The organism is Streptomyces sp. NPDC047017 (assembly GCF_040644175.1).
GTDB lineage: Bacteria > Actinomycetota > Actinomycetes > Streptomycetales > Streptomycetaceae > Streptomyces.
This window is the reverse complement of the sequence record NZ_JBEYVW010000012.1, coordinates 88,428-102,304: the sequence shown is the minus strand read 5'-3', so window position 1 is coordinate 102,304 and position 13,877 is coordinate 88,428. Positions and strand designations below refer to the sequence as shown.

Genomic DNA, 13,877 nt, shown 5'->3' with positions numbered 1-13,877 from the left:
AGACGTGGGAGGTGGGAGGTCGGAGGTGGGAAGTGACAGCTGAGGCGCGGGGCCGGGGCGTCAGGCGGGACCCGGGCCGGGGTCGGTGTCCCGGCCGGGGTTCACGCGCTGCCGCATCTCGGACATCGCCGCGTTGTAACCGGCCTGGAAGCGGCTGGTGGCCTCCAGTTCCTCGGTGATCTCCGAGATGTGCCGGCGGCAGGTGCGCACCGACATGCCCAGGCGCCGGGCGACCATCTCGTCCTTGTAGCCCTTCGCCATCAGGCGCAGGATGGACTGCTTGAGGTCGTCGGCGATGGTGGGCGCGCGCGTGGTGTCCGGCACGAACGGCGTGGCGCCGTCCCACAGATGCTCGAAGACGTTGCAGACGAACGCCACCAGGGTGGGTTCGCGCACGACGATCGCCCCGTTGATGGCGTGCTCCTCCGCGTCCGACCGGTCGCGGGTGGGCAGGAACACCGTCTCGCGGTCGTAGATGAGGATCCGCTCGATCACCTGGTCGGCGGTGCGTATCTCGGCGCCGGCCGCCGTCACGTCGCGCACATAGGCGCGGGTGGCGAGGTCGCTGCGGGCGGTGTGCTGGTAGACGGTGCGCACCGCGACCCCGCGCTCGCGCATGCTCAGGGCGGACTGGCGGGCCGCGAGCAGGGCGGGGCGGGGGCGGGAGCCGCCCGGGGCGACGGATTCCATGGTCTGCCGGCAGTGCTGGCTGAGGTGGTCGAGCATGGACTGCACGGTGTCGCGGTCGGTGATGACGTCGAACGCCTCCAGCCGGTTGCGCAGCCGGCGGCCCTCGAAGTAGACGGGGGTGAGCGACATCAGGCGGCCGCGCACATCGGTGACCGCCTGCTGCAGGTCGCGGACCTGCGTCTCGGCCGAGCTGACCAGGTCGGCGGTGGCGACGTCGGGGGCCACGGGGACGAGGACGTCGGGGCTGCCCGGCATGGGCTGGAGCAGGCGCAGCAGGATGAGCACCTTTTCCGCGCGCTCGATCTCCGCCGGGGAGAGCGCCAGTTGAACGGCTATGTCCTTGCCGATGAAGCGGCCCAATTCCACAGCCTGTCCATAGGCTGCGGCGCTGATGTCGTCCAGCTCCGCGAATTCGGAATGGGAGTAATTCATTCCGTCCACCCGAACGAAGCGCGGCCGGTGCGGAGTTGTTGCCGTGCAGCTTTGAGCCAGCGCGTGACTCTTGGGTTGTGCTCGGGTGTTTCGAGATGGTGTTCCTGTCGGCGGGAGAGACCGGCGGTGAACTCGGAACCCACCGGGTTCATGACGCTCCTTCCCGTTCGGCACCGACACATCGATCCTGTGGGGGGAACCGTGCACGTCATGTCAAGCATGATCAACATCGTCGCTCGTGGTGCAGCTCTGGGTAGTGCTCTTGGTGTGTTGTTTACCGGCGCCTTGCTCGCCGGGCAGCACGACGGCGCGGCGGGGGTTGCCGCGCAGTCCAGAACGGTGATCAGTGTATCGACCGGCATGCACACCGACGACGACCAGTGGATCTGACCGCGCACTGTCCTCGCACCGCTTCCGGGACATCCGCGCGACCCGTGCACCCGTGACAGGCGCCTCCCCGCTCAGACGAGCTGGGGGGCGCCTGCCGTCGTACGGGGCAGGGTGGCGGCGTGCCGCGCCGCCGGTACCGCGATGGCGCTCAGCACCAGGCCGCCGGTGGCCGAGAAACGGCCGGTGAACACGCGCCGGGGGGAACCGGGGGCGGCGGCCGGGTCGTTGAGCAGCGCCGCGCGGAACGTGCCGCGTTCGGCGTCCACCGTGAGCAGCGCGTCCTCGAACTCCAGGGTGTGGCCGGTGAGCGGGAAGTACGCCTTGTAGACGGACTCCTTCATGGAGAACAGCAGCCGGTCCCAGCGGACTTCGGGCAGGGTGCGCAGCAGCCGCGCCACCCAGGACCGCTCCTGCGGCAGCCCGATCGACTCCAGGATGCCCTCGGGCAGCGGCTGGTTGGGCTCGGCGTCGATGCCCAGCGCGGCGATGTCGCCGGCCCGGGCCAGGGCGGCGCCCCGGTAGCCGGCGCAGTGCGTGACGGAACCGACCAGGCCGGGCGCCCACTGCGGCGCGCCGCGCAGGCCCGGCAGCACCGGGGCGGCCTCCTGGCCGAGGACGGCCATCGCGCGCCGGGCGCACCAGCGGGCCGTGGTGTACTCCCGCCGCCGCGCCTCGACCGCGCGGGCGATCTGCTCCTCCTCCGCCGGGAAGAGAGCCACGTCGGTGCGGTCCACGGTCGTGTCGACCGCGGCGACCTCGGCCGGGAGCAGCGTTTCGATCATGGTGATCACCCTTGCGGACGGGCCGCTGCCAAGGGGGCCGCGGCGGTGAATCCACCGTCGCCGCCGGCCCCCCGCCCCCTCAACGCGTAGCCGCCCGCCCGGCCCGGAGGGCACCCTTCCGCCCCACTGGAGCACCTGTGCCCTGCTAGGGGCGGGGCGGTGGGGTGGGGGGCTGTCATGAGGTTGCTATAGGTCCACGGTCCACCCTCGGCGGGGGCCCGCGGTCCCCGCTCCGCGCCGCGCGTCGTCGCGCCGCCCGGTGGCGGTAGGGGGTTTCAGGGGGTACGGCGGCGGTGGGCGGGGCGCCTATGGTCGCGGGATGGCGCACGGAAAGCTGATGGCCATCAGTGACCTGCACGTGGCGTTCGAGGACAACCGGCGGGTTCTGGAGGAGCTGCGGCCCGAGGACCCCGGGGACTGGCTGCTCGTCGCGGGGGACGTGGGGGAGCTGCTGTCGGACGTCGAGTGGGCGCTCGGGGTGCTCGCCGACCGCTGGGCGCGGGTGGTGTGGGCGCCCGGCAACCACGATCTGTGGACCGCCCAGGAGGACCCCGCCCAGCTCCGCGGCGACGCCCGCTACCGCCGGCTGGTGCAGATCTGCCGGAGTCTCGGCGTGCACACCCCCGAGGACCCCTACCCCGTCTGGTGCGGGCCCGGCGGCCCCGCCGTCGTGGCGCCGCTGTTCCTGCTCTACGACTACTCGTGGCGCACCCCGGCCGCGGCCACCGCCCAGCAGGCGCTGGAGCAGGCGTACGCGGCCGGCGTGGTGTGCTCGGACGAGTTCCTGCTGCACCCGGACCCGTACCCGAGCCGCGAGGCATGGTGCCGGGCCCGGGTCGCGCAGACCGGACGGCGGCTGGCCGAGTGCGACCCGAGCCTGCCGACCGTGCTGGTCAACCACTTCCCGCTGGTGCGCACCCCCACCGACATCCTGCGCCACCCCGAGTTCGCCCAGTGGTGCGGCACCGAGCTGACCGCCGACTGGCACCTGCGCTTCCGGGCCGCCGCGGTCGTCTACGGCCACCTGCACATCCCGCGCACCACCGTGCACGACGGCGTCCGCTTCGAGGAGGTGTCGGTCGGCTATCCGCGCGAATGGCACCGCCCCGGCCGGCCCAGGCCCGTCCCGCGGCGCATTCTGCCCGCTTGACAGTCGCCGGCCGCCGCCGCTGGGGACTTGCTGTCGTGCAGCTTTCGGCCAGCGGCAGCCGCCGATCCGCTCCGTAGACTGCTCCTTGATGGACGGTTGCCCCGCGCAAGGGAATTGCTTTGCGCTGTCTTGGGGAAAGCATGGGGGCGCCTGGAGGAAGTAACCAAGAAGTCCCCGTCGGTACTCCTGAAAGTCCCGGTGGATTTCGGCTTCCTTGACAACGGGGGGATGGTGACGGCGGCGATGCGCAGGAACCGGGAAAACCAAATCCGCTTGCTGAAAAACGCGGTGCGCGAAGCGTTCGACGGATCGGCCAGAGTCGTGCTCGGCGAAGGCGCGGTGGGCTGCGGAAAGACGGAACTGATCGAATCCGCCGCCGAAATGGCGGCCGGTGCGGGGGCGCTGGTGCTGCGCGCGGAAGGCACCCGGGCTGAACGGAACATTCCCTTCGGGGTGATCGCCCAGTTGGCGGCCTGTGCCCCGGAGGGCGCCTTCGACGCCGTACCGCCCGCCGTACCGCCTTCCGTACCGCCCGCAGCGCCGGACGGGGACCCGGCGCGCGGGGCCGGCGGCGTCGCGGCCCGCCAGGCGTTCGTCACCGCCGTGCAGCGGCTCGCCGCCCGCGCGCCGGTGGCCATCTGCGTCGACGACCTGCACCACGCCGACGAACCCTCCCGCCGCTACCTGCTGCACTCGGCGGGCCGGCTGCGCCAGGCCAGCGCCCTGCTGGTGTTCACCGAGTCCCTGCACGAACGCACCGACGACCCCGAACTCGGCACCGACCTGCTGCGCAGACCCGGCTTCGCCCGGATACGCCTGGAACCCCTCACCCGCGAGGGCGTCGCCGCGGCCCTGGCCCGCACCGGCGACACCTCCCGTGACCCGGCCGAGGCGCACGCGCTCACCGGCGGCAACCCGCTGCTGCTGCGCGCCCTCACCGAGGACGACGGCCCCGGACGCGCCTATGTGCAGGCGTTCCTGGCCTGCCTGCGGCGCAGCGGCGACCACACCGAGGACATCGCGGGCGCGCTCGCCGTCCTCGGCGCCCTCGCCACCCCCGCCACCACCGCGGGCCTGCTCGGCCTGCCGGAGGCCCAGGTACGGGCCGGCCTGGACACCCTGCACCGCGCCGGGCTCCTGGACGGCACCGCCTTCCGGCACTCCGCCGCCCGCGCCGCCCTGCTCGACCAGCTCGACCCCGCGGTACGCGCCGAGCGGCACCGCAAGGCCGCCGAACTCGCCCACGCCCAGGGGCATCCCGCCGCCGACGTCGCCGCCCAGCTCCTCGCGGCCGGCGGTCCGGCGCCCGCCTGGGCCGTCCCCGTGCTGCGCGCCGCGGCCGACCGGCTGCTGGCCGACGGGGAGCACCGGCGGGCGCTGCGCTGCCTGACGGCGGCCCTGGAGGGGGCCGGCGACGACGCGGCCGGCGCCGAACTGCGCACCGCGCTGGCCGCCGCCCAGCTCGCCGTCGACCCGGCCGCCGCGGAACGGCAGTTGGCGGAGCCGCTGGCCGCCGCGCGGGCCGGACGGCTGCCCGCCCCCGTCGCCGCCCGGCTCGCCCGCCTCCTGGTCACCCAGGGCCGGATCGACGAGGCCGGCGAGGTGCTGCGGGAACTCGGCGTCGACACCGCCGCCGCCGAGGGCAGTCCGTGGGACGACCTCAGAGGCGTACCGCTGCTTGACGGCCTGTCCGCCTTCCCGTACTGGTCCGCGCGGACCGCGCCGCCCACCGCCGCGCCCCGTCCGAAGGACCACCCCGCACCCCACCGCGGCGCCCCGGCCGCTGCCGCGCCGCACCGCCCCGCCCTCGCGCCGAGTGGCGGCCATGGCTATGTGTCGGGCGGCCTCGCGCAGAGCGGTCACGGGCAGAGCGGCTTCGCGCCGAGCGGCAACGGACAGCTGGGCCACGGGCAGCTGGGCCACGCACCCGGCGGCCATGCCCAGAGCGCCCACGCCCCCGGCACCCCCGTGCCGGGCGGTCCCGGCTGGGCCGCGGCCTTCTGGGGCGTGCCCGAGTGGGAGCGCTCGGCCCGCGGCACCGAGATGGCCGAGGCGCTGCTGCGCCGCACCAGCCCCGCCGAGACCACCCTCGCCCCCGTGCTCCAGGCGATGCGCGCCCTGCTGTACCTCGACGGGCCGCGCCGCGCACTGCCCTGGACCCGTACCTACATGGACGAGGCGGCCCGCCGCGGCGCACCCGGCTGGCAGGCCGTGTTCGCCCTGGTCCGGGCCGAGGCACTGCTGCGCCAGGGCGACCTGCCCGGCGCCGAGTCGCTCGCCCTCCAGGCCCGCGCCCTGGTCCCCGAACACGACGACAGCCTCTTCCACAGCGGCGCGGGCGCGCTGCTCGCCGCCGCCCGCACCCCGATGGGCCGGCACGACGACGCGGGCCGCGAGGTGTGCCGGCCGCAGCCGGACCACCTCGCCCAGAGCCGGTACCTGCTCACCCACCTGCGGGCGCGCGGCTCCTACTACTTCGCCACCAACCGCTACCAGGCCGCGCTCGCCGACTTCCTCGACATCGGCCGGGCCATGCGCCGCTGGGGCATCGACCGGCCGGTCGTCCTGCCCTGGCGCACCCTGGCCGCCGAGGCCCTGCTCCAACTCGGTGAGGTACGGCAGGCCGGGCGGCTGGTCGCCGACCAGTTCGCCTCGCGCGACATCGCGCACCCCTGGGTCAACGGCCTGACGCTGCGCACCAAGGCCGCGCTGGGCGAGCCCGCCGAGCGGCCCGCGCTGCTCACCCGCGCCGTCGACGACCTGCGCCGCTCCGGGGACCGGCTCGAACTCGCCCGCGCCATGGCGGACCTGGGCGACGCGTTCAAGCAGTGCGGCGACCCGGGCCGGGCCAACATGGTCAACCGGCGCGCCTGGCAGCTGGCCAAGGAGTGCGGCGCGCAGACCCTGCGAGAGCGGATCCTGCCCGGCCGGACGGCGGGCGTCGCCGAGCCGCCCGACGCCGCCCGGCACGCCGAACTCGACGCGAAACTCAGCGAGTCGGAGAAGCGGGTCGCCCTGCTCGCCGTGCACGGCCACACCAACCGGGAGATCGCGCTGAAGCTGTACATCACCGTGAGCACGGTCGAGCAGCACCTCACCCGCGTCTACCGCAAGCTGAACATCACCCGCCGCCAGGACCTGCCCGCCGACCTCCCGTTCAGCGAGGCCCTCGACCTGGCCTGAGCGCGCCCGAGCGTGCCGGAGTCGCCGGAGTCCCCGGCCATCATGAGGAAGAAAGAGGTACGACCGTGAGCGGTACGCCGTTCGAGAACCCCGACGCCGAGTACCTGGCGCTGGTCAACGACGAGGGCCAGTACTCGGTGTGGCCGGCCGCCGCCGAGGTGCCCGCGGGCTGGCAGGTCGCCCTGGCGCGCTCGCCCCGGCAGGCCGTGCTCGACCACATCGACCGGCACTGGAGCGACGCCCGGCCCGTCTCACTGCGGGCCGCCGACGGGCAGCCGCGCGAGTGAGGCCCGCGCGTACACCGCCTGGCAGCCGGGGACGATGAACAGGGACTCGCGCAGCGCGGAGGCGGACTCGGTCGTCAACTCCTCGACCGCGTCCGCCTCTTCGTACATCAGAGCGCGTTCCAGCTCGAAGTAGTGCAGGTTGAAGGCGTCCACCTGCCGCTGGTACAGCCACCAGCGGTGGCCCTCCTCGGGGGTGCCGCGCGCACGCAGGTAGGCGGCCGTCAGCTGCTCCTCCAGGCGGTGCGCCAGCCGCTCGGAGGCCAGCCGGGCGCGGATGCCGGTGCCCGGCCGGGCCCGTTCGTACAGGCAGTGGCCCAGCTCGTGGGCGACCCCGGCCAGTGCGCCGAGGGTGGGTCCGTCGGCGCCGAGGATGACGGCGGCGTGCGGCGGGCCGACCGTGCGGAACGGTGTGCCGCGCTCGGCCAGCGAGGATGCGGCGAGGATGCGCAGCACCTGCGCGCGCCAGGGCCGTAGCTGCGGCAGTTCGGGCAGGATCTGCGCGGCCGGGGCGTGCGTGGGGTGGCTCAGGATCAGGTCGTCGGCCGGCAGCGGCAGCGGCAGCTCGGCCAGGTGCACCAGCATGGAGCGGCGCAGCGGGAGCACGGCCGCGTACCGGGGCGCCGCCAGGACCTGGCGCACCTGCCGGTGGGTCACGTCGAACAAGCGCCGGACCCAGGGCAGTCGCCGCAGTGCGGCGAGCCGGGCGCGGCGCTCGGTGAGCAGCTTCTCGATCAGGTCCCCGGTACCGAGGACGGCCTCGCGCTGGAGGCGCCGGCGTTCGTCCCGGTAGGCGGCGACGGCCAGAGGGTCGCCGGGGAGGTCGTGCTGCGGGGCGGGCCGGTGCGCCCCGCCCCGCGGGGAAGCCATCGTCAGTTGTTGATGCTGTTGTTCGCGTTGTCGCTGCTGATGTTGTTGCCGTTGTTGTTGTTCGCGTTGTTGTTGCTGTTGTTGTCGTTGGCAACGATCGACAGGTCCTCCGCGAGCGCGTTGATGTCCGTGGCGGTCACGCTCTGCAGGCGCGGGGCGTTGATGTCGTCGGACATCGACGGGTTGGCGTTGTCGTTGTTCGCGTTCTCGTTGTTGTTGTTGTTGTTGCTGGTGTTCGCGTTGGTGCTGTTGTTCGACAGGGAGTTGTTCGCCGGGGAGTTGTTCACGGTGGGTCTCCTGTGGACGAGCGGGTCGCCGGGGCGGTGCCCGGTCTGCGTGTCGAGCAGCGAGTCCATTGACGGCCATGGCGCTAAAGCGGCGGATGGCCGACGCAAGCGCAGGGCCTGCGGCGTCGGCGGCATGCAAGCGCATGGCAAGGGCATGGCAAGGGTGCCGGCGGGCAGGCCCCGGACATGGCAGGAAACAGCCGCGTGCCCGGCGGGGGCCGGGGAAAGACTCGGAACGTCCGCTTCCCGCGTTGTGGTCGGGTGACGTATCCGGCAGGGTCGGTCGCAGTCCGTAGCCCGGCAGGAGGCCCATCATGATCACGGATTGGGACCACACGGCGCCGTCCCCGACACGGCAGCGCGAGGAGCTGCTCGACCGCGTCGAAGCCAGGCTGCGGTCACTCCTCAACGACGAGTACCGCCGCCACTCGGGGCACGCGCGGGCCGCCGTCCTCGTCGAGTCGCTGGCCGAGCTGGTCGCGGCGGGCGGCGAACGGGTGCGTCCCGTCGTGCTGTTCACCGGCTACCTCGCGGCGGGCGGCAGCCCGGACGACCCCCGCGCGGTCGACACGGCCGCCGCCCTCGAACTCCTGGACACCGCGACCCTGCTGCGCACCGACGTGCACGACAACGTGGCCGTCCGCCGCGGCATGCCCACCCCGCACGTGGTCCGCGCCGCCGAGCACGAGCGCGGCGGCTGGGGCGGCGACGCCCGGCGCCACGGCGCCTACTCGGCCACGCTCGCCGGTGACCTCGCGCTGGCCTGCGCCGACCGGCTCGCGGGCGCGCTGACCGGCACCGCCCGGGCCCACTGGGACGAACTGCGCGCCGACCGCTGCGTCGGCATGTACGCGCGCGAGGCGATGACCGTCGCCTACCTCGACAACCCGTGGCCGGGCCGGTGCGTGTCCGGCTGCGACAGCGGCTGCCGGGCGGGCTGGTACGCGCTGCGCGGTCCGCTGCTGATCGGCGCGGCGCTGGCCGGCCGCGACGACCTCGCCCCCGCCTACGAGGCGTACGCCGGCGCCCTGCACGCCGCCTGGCGGCTGCGCGGCTTCCTCGACGGCGGGCCCGAGTACGCCTGGGAGGCGGACCTGCTGCGCGAGATGCTGCTCGACGGTGAGGAGCGCGACATCGCCGAGCGCATGATCCGTGACCTCGTCCACCGCGCGGGCCGCGCGGCCGACGGCGCCCCCCTGACCGGCCAGTGGCGCGGCGAACTGGCCTCGTTCGGGGAGCGGGTGGCGTCGGTGTGAGGCGGCGGGGCGGCGCGGGGGCGTCGGTGTGAGGCGGTGGGGGTGCGCGGGGCGCGGGGGTCCGATGGCGGGCGCGGTGACGGCTTCCGCGTGCGCGGGGGTGTGACCCTTGCGGGTACGTACGGTACGAGGCTCTGGGCGGTGCGGGGGCGGGCGGTCGCCCTGGTCGTCGGCCGGGGCGGGCGCCGTACGGGGTGCCGCGCCGCCGGTGGCGGAGTGCCCATATCCCGACGGGCGTGGCCTCACTCGTGCGGCGGGTCCTCCGGGGCGGTCGGCGCGCGGCGCGGGGTGCCCGGGCGCAGGCGGGTGAGCCAGGTGCGCAGAACCTCCTTGCGGAGTTCGCCGCGGGCGTCGCGGGGCAGGGAGCCGACCAGTTCCAGGCGGGTGGGCAGGAACGCCTCCGTCAGGCCGCGCCGGGCGAGGTGGTCCCGGAGTTCCACCAGGCCCGGCGGCTCCTCCTGGAGCGCGGGGACGACGACCGCGCAGGGCATCTCCCCGTACGTCGCGTCCGTGTACTCCACCACGGCCGCCTCCCGTACCCGCGGATGCGCGCGCAGCCCCACCTCCAGCTCGTCGACCGGTACGACGAACAGCCCGCCGGTGCGTTCGCCGGCCCGGCCCACCACCGTCACCTCGCCCGGCCGCCCCGGAACGGCCGCGTCCCCCGTGTCCAGCCAGCCCTCCGCCGTCCCCCAGGCGCCCTCGACGCCCTCGCCGTGCCGCCAGGCCGCCAGCGCCACCGAGGGACCGCGCACCCGCAGCCGCCCGCCGGACACGGTGGCCTCCACGCCCGGCAGCAGCCGCTTCCCGGACCCGTACGACCGCTTCCCGGACCCGTACGACAGGGCTCCGAGCCCCGCCTCCGGGGAACCCCAGGCGCTGCGCACCCGGACGTCGAACTCCCCGCTCAGCTCGTCGAGCAGGGCCTCGGGAGTCTCCACCCGGCCGCCGGTCAGGGCGTACCGCAGCCCGGACAGGTCACGGCGTTCCTGGCGCTGGGCGGCCAGCAGCTCCGCCCACAGCGCGGGGGTGGCGTACACCCGGTCCACCCGGGCGGACTCGACGAGACCGAGGAACACCCGCGGGTCCCACCCGTCCTGGAGCACCCCGGTGCCGCCGGACGCCAGCGGCCAGCACACCGTGTAGAGCAGCCCGGCGAGCGAGGTGAGGGGGAGGGGCGAGGCGAACACCGGGTTCGCCGGGGGCGGTACCGCCGCCTCTTCCGTGTCCTCCGTCGCCGCCTCTGCCCGCTGCGCCGCCAGCCCGGCGTACAGCGTGTTGCCCGTGTGCAGCACCGCGCCGTGGTCCTCGCCCATCCCCATGACGTTCAGCAGCAGCGCCGGGCGGTCCGGGCCGGCCGGGGAGAGGGACGACTCCCGTCCGTGCGGCCCGCGTTCGTGGGCGGTGCGCAGGAAGTACGTACCGAAGTCCACCGCGCCCGTCGCCGCCGCGTCACCGATCACCACCCGGCGGCGCAGCCAGGGCAGCCGGTGCGCGAGCTGGGCCAGCACCTCGGCGTTCCCGTACTCCTCCCAGCGGTCCGGGACCACGCACACCCGGGCCTGCGCGGCGGTCAGGACCCGCTCCAGGTCGGGCGCGCGCACCCCGGGCAGCACCGGCACCACGACCGCGCCGATCCGCCAGCAGGCCAGCGCCAGCGCCGCCGCCTCCCACCAGTTGGGCAGTTGCAGCGCCACCGGATCGCCCGCGCCGATGCCCAGTGAGCGCAGCGCCGCCGCGAAGCGGTCCATGTACAGCGCGAGCCGGGCGTACGACACGGTCACCGACCTGCGGCCGGCGGGCAGGTGGGCGCGGTGGCCGGTGAACGCCGGGCGGTCGGGAGCCGCGGCGGCCGTGCGCAGCACGTCGTGCACGAAACCCCCGGCCCGCCACAGCCCGGCCGCGCGCCAGCGGTCCGCGACCGGGGCAGGGACGCCGGAGCCGTCGGGCAGCGGGCCCAGCGCCCGGGGGGCCGGGGTATGCGTGTGGTCCGCGATGCCCCTCGCGTTCGTCTTGTCCGCGATGCCCGTCGCGTTCGTCATGACCACCGGCCCACCGACCAGGCGACCTGGAGGCGGGAGGCGCAGCCGAGCCGGCGCATGATCTGCCGGACGTGGTTGACGACCGTCCACTCGGAGATGTCCAGGCGCGCGGCGATCTGCCGGTTGGTCAGCCCCTCCGCGACCAGCATCGCCACCTGCACCTGGCGCGGGGTGAGCGGCTGGGCCTCGGGGGTGGGGGCCGCCGGGCGGGCGTCCGGGGCGGGCGCGGCCAGGGCCTCCGCCACGGCGACGGCGGGCGGCATGCGCGTGCCCTCGGCCCAGGCGGCCGCGTAGGCGGTGGCGTGCAGGCGGGACCGCAGGGTCTCCAGGGCCTCGTCGACGGCGGCCCGGCGGGCGGCGGGGGGCGTGCTGCCCAGGGCCCGGCGCAGGGCCGCGCAGGCCGCCAGCGCGCGGGTCGCCCGGGGCCCGGCCGAGGGGTCGGTGCGCAGCCACAGCAGGGCCAGTTCCTCCAGTACGCCCGGCAGTTCGGTGCGTTCACCGAGCGTGTGGTACAGCTCCAGGCACTCGCGCAGCGCGGCGGCCGCGGCCCGGGTGTCGTCGTGTTCCCCGGCGGCGGCCGCCGTCTCGCGCAGCGCCGCCGCCAGGCCGCGGGCGTCGGCGACCCGGCGGTGCGCGTCCAGGCCCTTGTCCAGCAGGTCGCGCGCCTTGCGGGCGTCGCCCCGGGCGCGCAGCGCCGCCGCCAGCGCGACGGCCGCGTCCGCCGCGGGGGCCGCCGCGCCCAGCGACTCCAGGGAGGTGAGCGCGGGGCCGAGGGCCGCGACGGCACCCGCCGGGTCACCGAACTGGAGCAGTGCCGACCCCATCCGCGCCGTGACCAGCGCCGTCTGCCGCCGGTCACCGAGCCGTTTGCACAGGGCGAGGGCGCGCCGGTGGCGGCGTACGGCGAGGTCGGCGTCGCCGAGCGCCAGCGTGAACGTCGCGGAGAGATCGACGAGACGGGCGCGCAGCGGCTCGGACAGCGCGGACCGGACGGCGCCCACGCCGACGGCTCCCCCCGCTTCCCTCACCGGACTCGCCGCCCCCACGCCTGCCGCGCCCGCCGTCCACGCGCCCCCCGCCGCCGTCCCGGCCTCCGGCTCCGCGTCGGGGTCGGACGCGTCGCACCACTGGACCCACTCCAGGCCCTCTCTGAGGTGCCCCCGCACGAGCCAGGGCAGGCGCAGCGCGAGGACCAGCGAGGCGACCTCCTCGGCCGCACCGCACTGCCGCAGGCGGCGCAGCGCGGCCACGATGTTGCCGTGCTCGGCGGCCAGCACGCGCAGCCAGTGGCCCTGCCGGGGCCCGGTCAGGCGCGGCTCCACGCCGGTCACCAGCCGCCGGTACGCGGCGGCGTGCCGGTCCAGGGCCGCGTCGAGCAGGCCGTCGGCGGCCAGTTCCTCGCCCATGTGCGAGCGGACCGGCTCGGGCACCGCGAACCTCGGCTCCTCCTGCTCCTGGTCGAGCGCCACCACGAGGCTCCGGTCGAGCAGCGAGTCGAACACGGCGTCGGTGTCGGCGCGCGGCAGCGGCGTCACCCGTTCCAGCATCGGCAGCCCGAACCCCGGTTCGAACACGGCGAGTTGCCCGAGCAGTGCGAGCTGGCCGCGGCTCAGCCGTGCCACGGAGGACTCCGCGAGCGCCGCCAGCGAACGGTGCCGGGCCGGAGCGCCGGCCGGCCCGCCGGACAGCGCGGTCAGGGCGCCCCCGCGGTGCCGCAGCCGGGCCAGCAGCACCTGCGGCGTGAACAGCCGCAGCCGTCCCGCCGCCAGTTCCAGCGCCAGCGGCAGACCTTCGAGCAGGGTGCACAGGGCGGCCACCGCGCCCGCGTTCTCCTCGGTCAGCGCGAAGCCGGGCACCGCGTCGCGCGCCGCGTGGGTGAACAACGCGGCCGAGGCGTTGCCGGCCAGGTCGGCCAGGTCGGCCAGGTCGGCCGGATCGGCCGGAACGTGGGCGCCGGTCGCCGGAACCGGCAGCCGGCCCACCGGGAACAGCCGCTCACCGGCCACCCGCAGCGGCTCCCGCGAGGTGGCCAGCACCCGCAGCCGGCCCGCCGGGGCGAGCAGTTCGGCGAGCATCGTGGTGAGCGGCTCCCCGTGGTGGTCGCAGCCGTCCAGGACCAGCAGCGCGTCCGCGGCGCCGGGCACGCGGCGCAGTTCGGCCGCCAGTCGCAGCACCGTCGCCGCTGCCTCGTCGGCGGACGCCGCAGGCCCCAGATGGGCCGCCCGCACCCCGCGGAACTGCTCCGGTTCCGCCTCGAACGCCAGCGCCAGCGCGCTCTTGCCGACGCCTCCCGGGCCGATGAGCGTCACCAGCCGCGCGTCCGGGTCCGCCAGCCTGCCGCGCAGGACGAGGAGTTCGGTCTCCCTGCCGACCAGCGCGCGCCCGCTGCCCGCCGGCACCGGCCGTATCCCCTGCGCACCCGGAACCTGCTGAGCGACGGTCATGGCTTCCCCCTGGAGGTTTGCAGGGGAGCAGGGTGCCGGGTCCGGCCAAAGCGCGGCTAAACGCCTC

Annotated in this window: 11 protein-coding genes; 5 read left to right on the top strand and 6 right to left on the bottom strand. The window is 75.4% G+C overall.

Features of this window, described 5'->3' with window-relative positions; genetic code table 11:
* Positions 1 to 60: 60 nt before the first annotated feature.
* Positions 61 to 1,122, bottom strand: a complete 1,062-nt coding sequence (locus ABZ858_RS20850) for a helix-turn-helix transcriptional regulator (protein WP_361380382.1) — start codon at positions 1,120 to 1,122, stop codon at positions 61 to 63.
* 219 nt (positions 1,123 to 1,341) lie between these two features.
* Between ABZ858_RS20850 and ABZ858_RS20845 the strand changes: the two genes are divergently transcribed.
* Complete coding sequence (locus ABZ858_RS20845; RefSeq protein ID WP_361380379.1) at positions 1,342 to 1,512, top strand: hypothetical protein; 171 nt, start codon at positions 1,342 to 1,344, stop codon at positions 1,510 to 1,512.
* 71 nt (positions 1,513 to 1,583) lie between these two features.
* Here the strand turns inward: ABZ858_RS20845 and ABZ858_RS20840 are convergent, their stop codons facing one another.
* Complete coding sequence (locus tag ABZ858_RS20840; protein ID WP_361380376.1) at positions 1,584 to 2,294, bottom strand: 4'-phosphopantetheinyl transferase superfamily protein; 711 nt, start codon at positions 2,292 to 2,294, stop codon at positions 1,584 to 1,586.
* A 319-nt stretch (positions 2,295 to 2,613) separates the two neighbouring features.
* Here ABZ858_RS20840 and ABZ858_RS20835 point away from each other — a divergent pair, with 319 nt between their 5' ends.
* The 3 genes from ABZ858_RS20835 (at position 2,614) to ABZ858_RS20825 (ending at position 6,914) form a co-directional block, all read left to right on the top strand.
* Positions 2,614 to 3,444 (top strand): metallophosphoesterase, encoded by an 831-nt coding sequence (locus tag ABZ858_RS20835; RefSeq protein WP_361380373.1) that lies wholly within the window; start codon positions 2,614 to 2,616, stop codon positions 3,442 to 3,444.
* A gap of 228 nt (positions 3,445 to 3,672) precedes the next feature.
* Positions 3,673 to 6,627, top strand: a complete 2,955-nt coding sequence (locus tag ABZ858_RS20830; RefSeq protein WP_361380369.1) for an AAA family ATPase — start codon at positions 3,673 to 3,675, stop codon at positions 6,625 to 6,627.
* Between the two features lie 65 nt (positions 6,628 to 6,692).
* Complete coding sequence (locus ABZ858_RS20825; RefSeq protein ID WP_361380366.1) at positions 6,693 to 6,914, top strand: MbtH family protein; 222 nt, start codon at positions 6,693 to 6,695, stop codon at positions 6,912 to 6,914.
* Here ABZ858_RS20825 and ABZ858_RS20820 read toward each other — a convergent pair.
* Together ABZ858_RS20820 and ABZ858_RS20815 are read right to left on the bottom strand one after the other, a co-directional pair.
* Positions 6,879 to 7,781, bottom strand: a complete 903-nt coding sequence (locus tag ABZ858_RS20820) for a hypothetical protein (RefSeq protein ID WP_361380363.1) — start codon at positions 7,779 to 7,781, stop codon at positions 6,879 to 6,881. The genes ABZ858_RS20825 and ABZ858_RS20820 overlap by 36 nt on opposite strands.
* Before the next feature lie 2 nt (positions 7,782 to 7,783).
* Positions 7,784 to 8,068: a hypothetical protein gene (locus tag ABZ858_RS20815; protein WP_361380360.1), complete on the bottom strand. Its 285-nt coding sequence runs from the start codon at positions 8,066 to 8,068 to the stop codon at positions 7,784 to 7,786.
* A 314-nt stretch (positions 8,069 to 8,382) separates the two neighbouring features.
* Between ABZ858_RS20815 and ABZ858_RS20810 the strand changes: the two genes are divergently transcribed.
* A complete protein-coding gene (locus ABZ858_RS20810) occupies positions 8,383 to 9,324 on the top strand; it encodes a polyprenyl synthetase family protein (protein WP_361380357.1) in 942 nt (313 codons plus the stop codon).
* Between the two features lie 242 nt (positions 9,325 to 9,566).
* On the opposite strand, the gene ABZ858_RS20805 is transcribed toward ABZ858_RS20810, so the two are convergent.
* Together ABZ858_RS20805 and ABZ858_RS20800 are read right to left on the bottom strand one after the other, a co-directional pair.
* Entirely contained in the window at positions 9,567 to 11,366 is a 1,800-nt protein-coding gene (locus ABZ858_RS20805; protein ID WP_361380354.1) for an AMP-binding protein, read from the bottom strand.
* Complete coding sequence (locus ABZ858_RS20800) at positions 11,363 to 13,810, bottom strand: LuxR C-terminal-related transcriptional regulator (RefSeq protein WP_361380351.1); 2,448 nt, start codon at positions 13,808 to 13,810, stop codon at positions 11,363 to 11,365. Before ABZ858_RS20800 ends, ABZ858_RS20805 begins: the two co-directional genes overlap by 4 nt.
* Positions 13,811 to 13,877: the final 67 nt, after the last annotated feature.

What these genes read in the sequence shown, in the direction of transcription:
- ABZ858_RS20850 (WP_361380382.1), bottom strand. Translation starts at nt 1,122, where the DNA reads ATGAATTACTCCCATTCCGAATTCGCGGAGCTGGACGACATCAGCGCC.
- ABZ858_RS20845 (WP_361380379.1), top strand. Translation starts at nt 1,342, where the DNA reads ATGATCAACATCGTCGCTCGTGGTGCAGCTCTGGGTAGTGCTCTTGGT.
- ABZ858_RS20840 (WP_361380376.1), bottom strand. Translation starts at nt 2,294, where the DNA reads ATGATCGAAACGCTGCTCCCGGCCGAGGTCGCCGCGGTCGACACGACC.
- ABZ858_RS20835 (WP_361380373.1), top strand. Translation starts at nt 2,614, where the DNA reads ATGGCGCACGGAAAGCTGATGGCCATCAGTGACCTGCACGTGGCGTTC.
- ABZ858_RS20830 (WP_361380369.1), top strand. Translation starts at nt 3,673, where the DNA reads ATGGTGACGGCGGCGATGCGCAGGAACCGGGAAAACCAAATCCGCTTG.
- ABZ858_RS20820 (WP_361380363.1), bottom strand. Translation starts at nt 7,781, where the DNA reads ATGGCTTCCCCGCGGGGCGGGGCGCACCGGCCCGCCCCGCAGCACGAC.
- ABZ858_RS20810 (WP_361380357.1), top strand. Translation starts at nt 8,383, where the DNA reads ATGATCACGGATTGGGACCACACGGCGCCGTCCCCGACACGGCAGCGC.
- ABZ858_RS20805 (WP_361380354.1), bottom strand. Translation starts at nt 11,366, where the DNA reads ATGACGAACGCGACGGGCATCGCGGACAAGACGAACGCGAGGGGCATC.
- ABZ858_RS20800 (WP_361380351.1), bottom strand. Translation starts at nt 13,810, where the DNA reads ATGACCGTCGCTCAGCAGGTTCCGGGTGCGCAGGGGATACGGCCGGTG.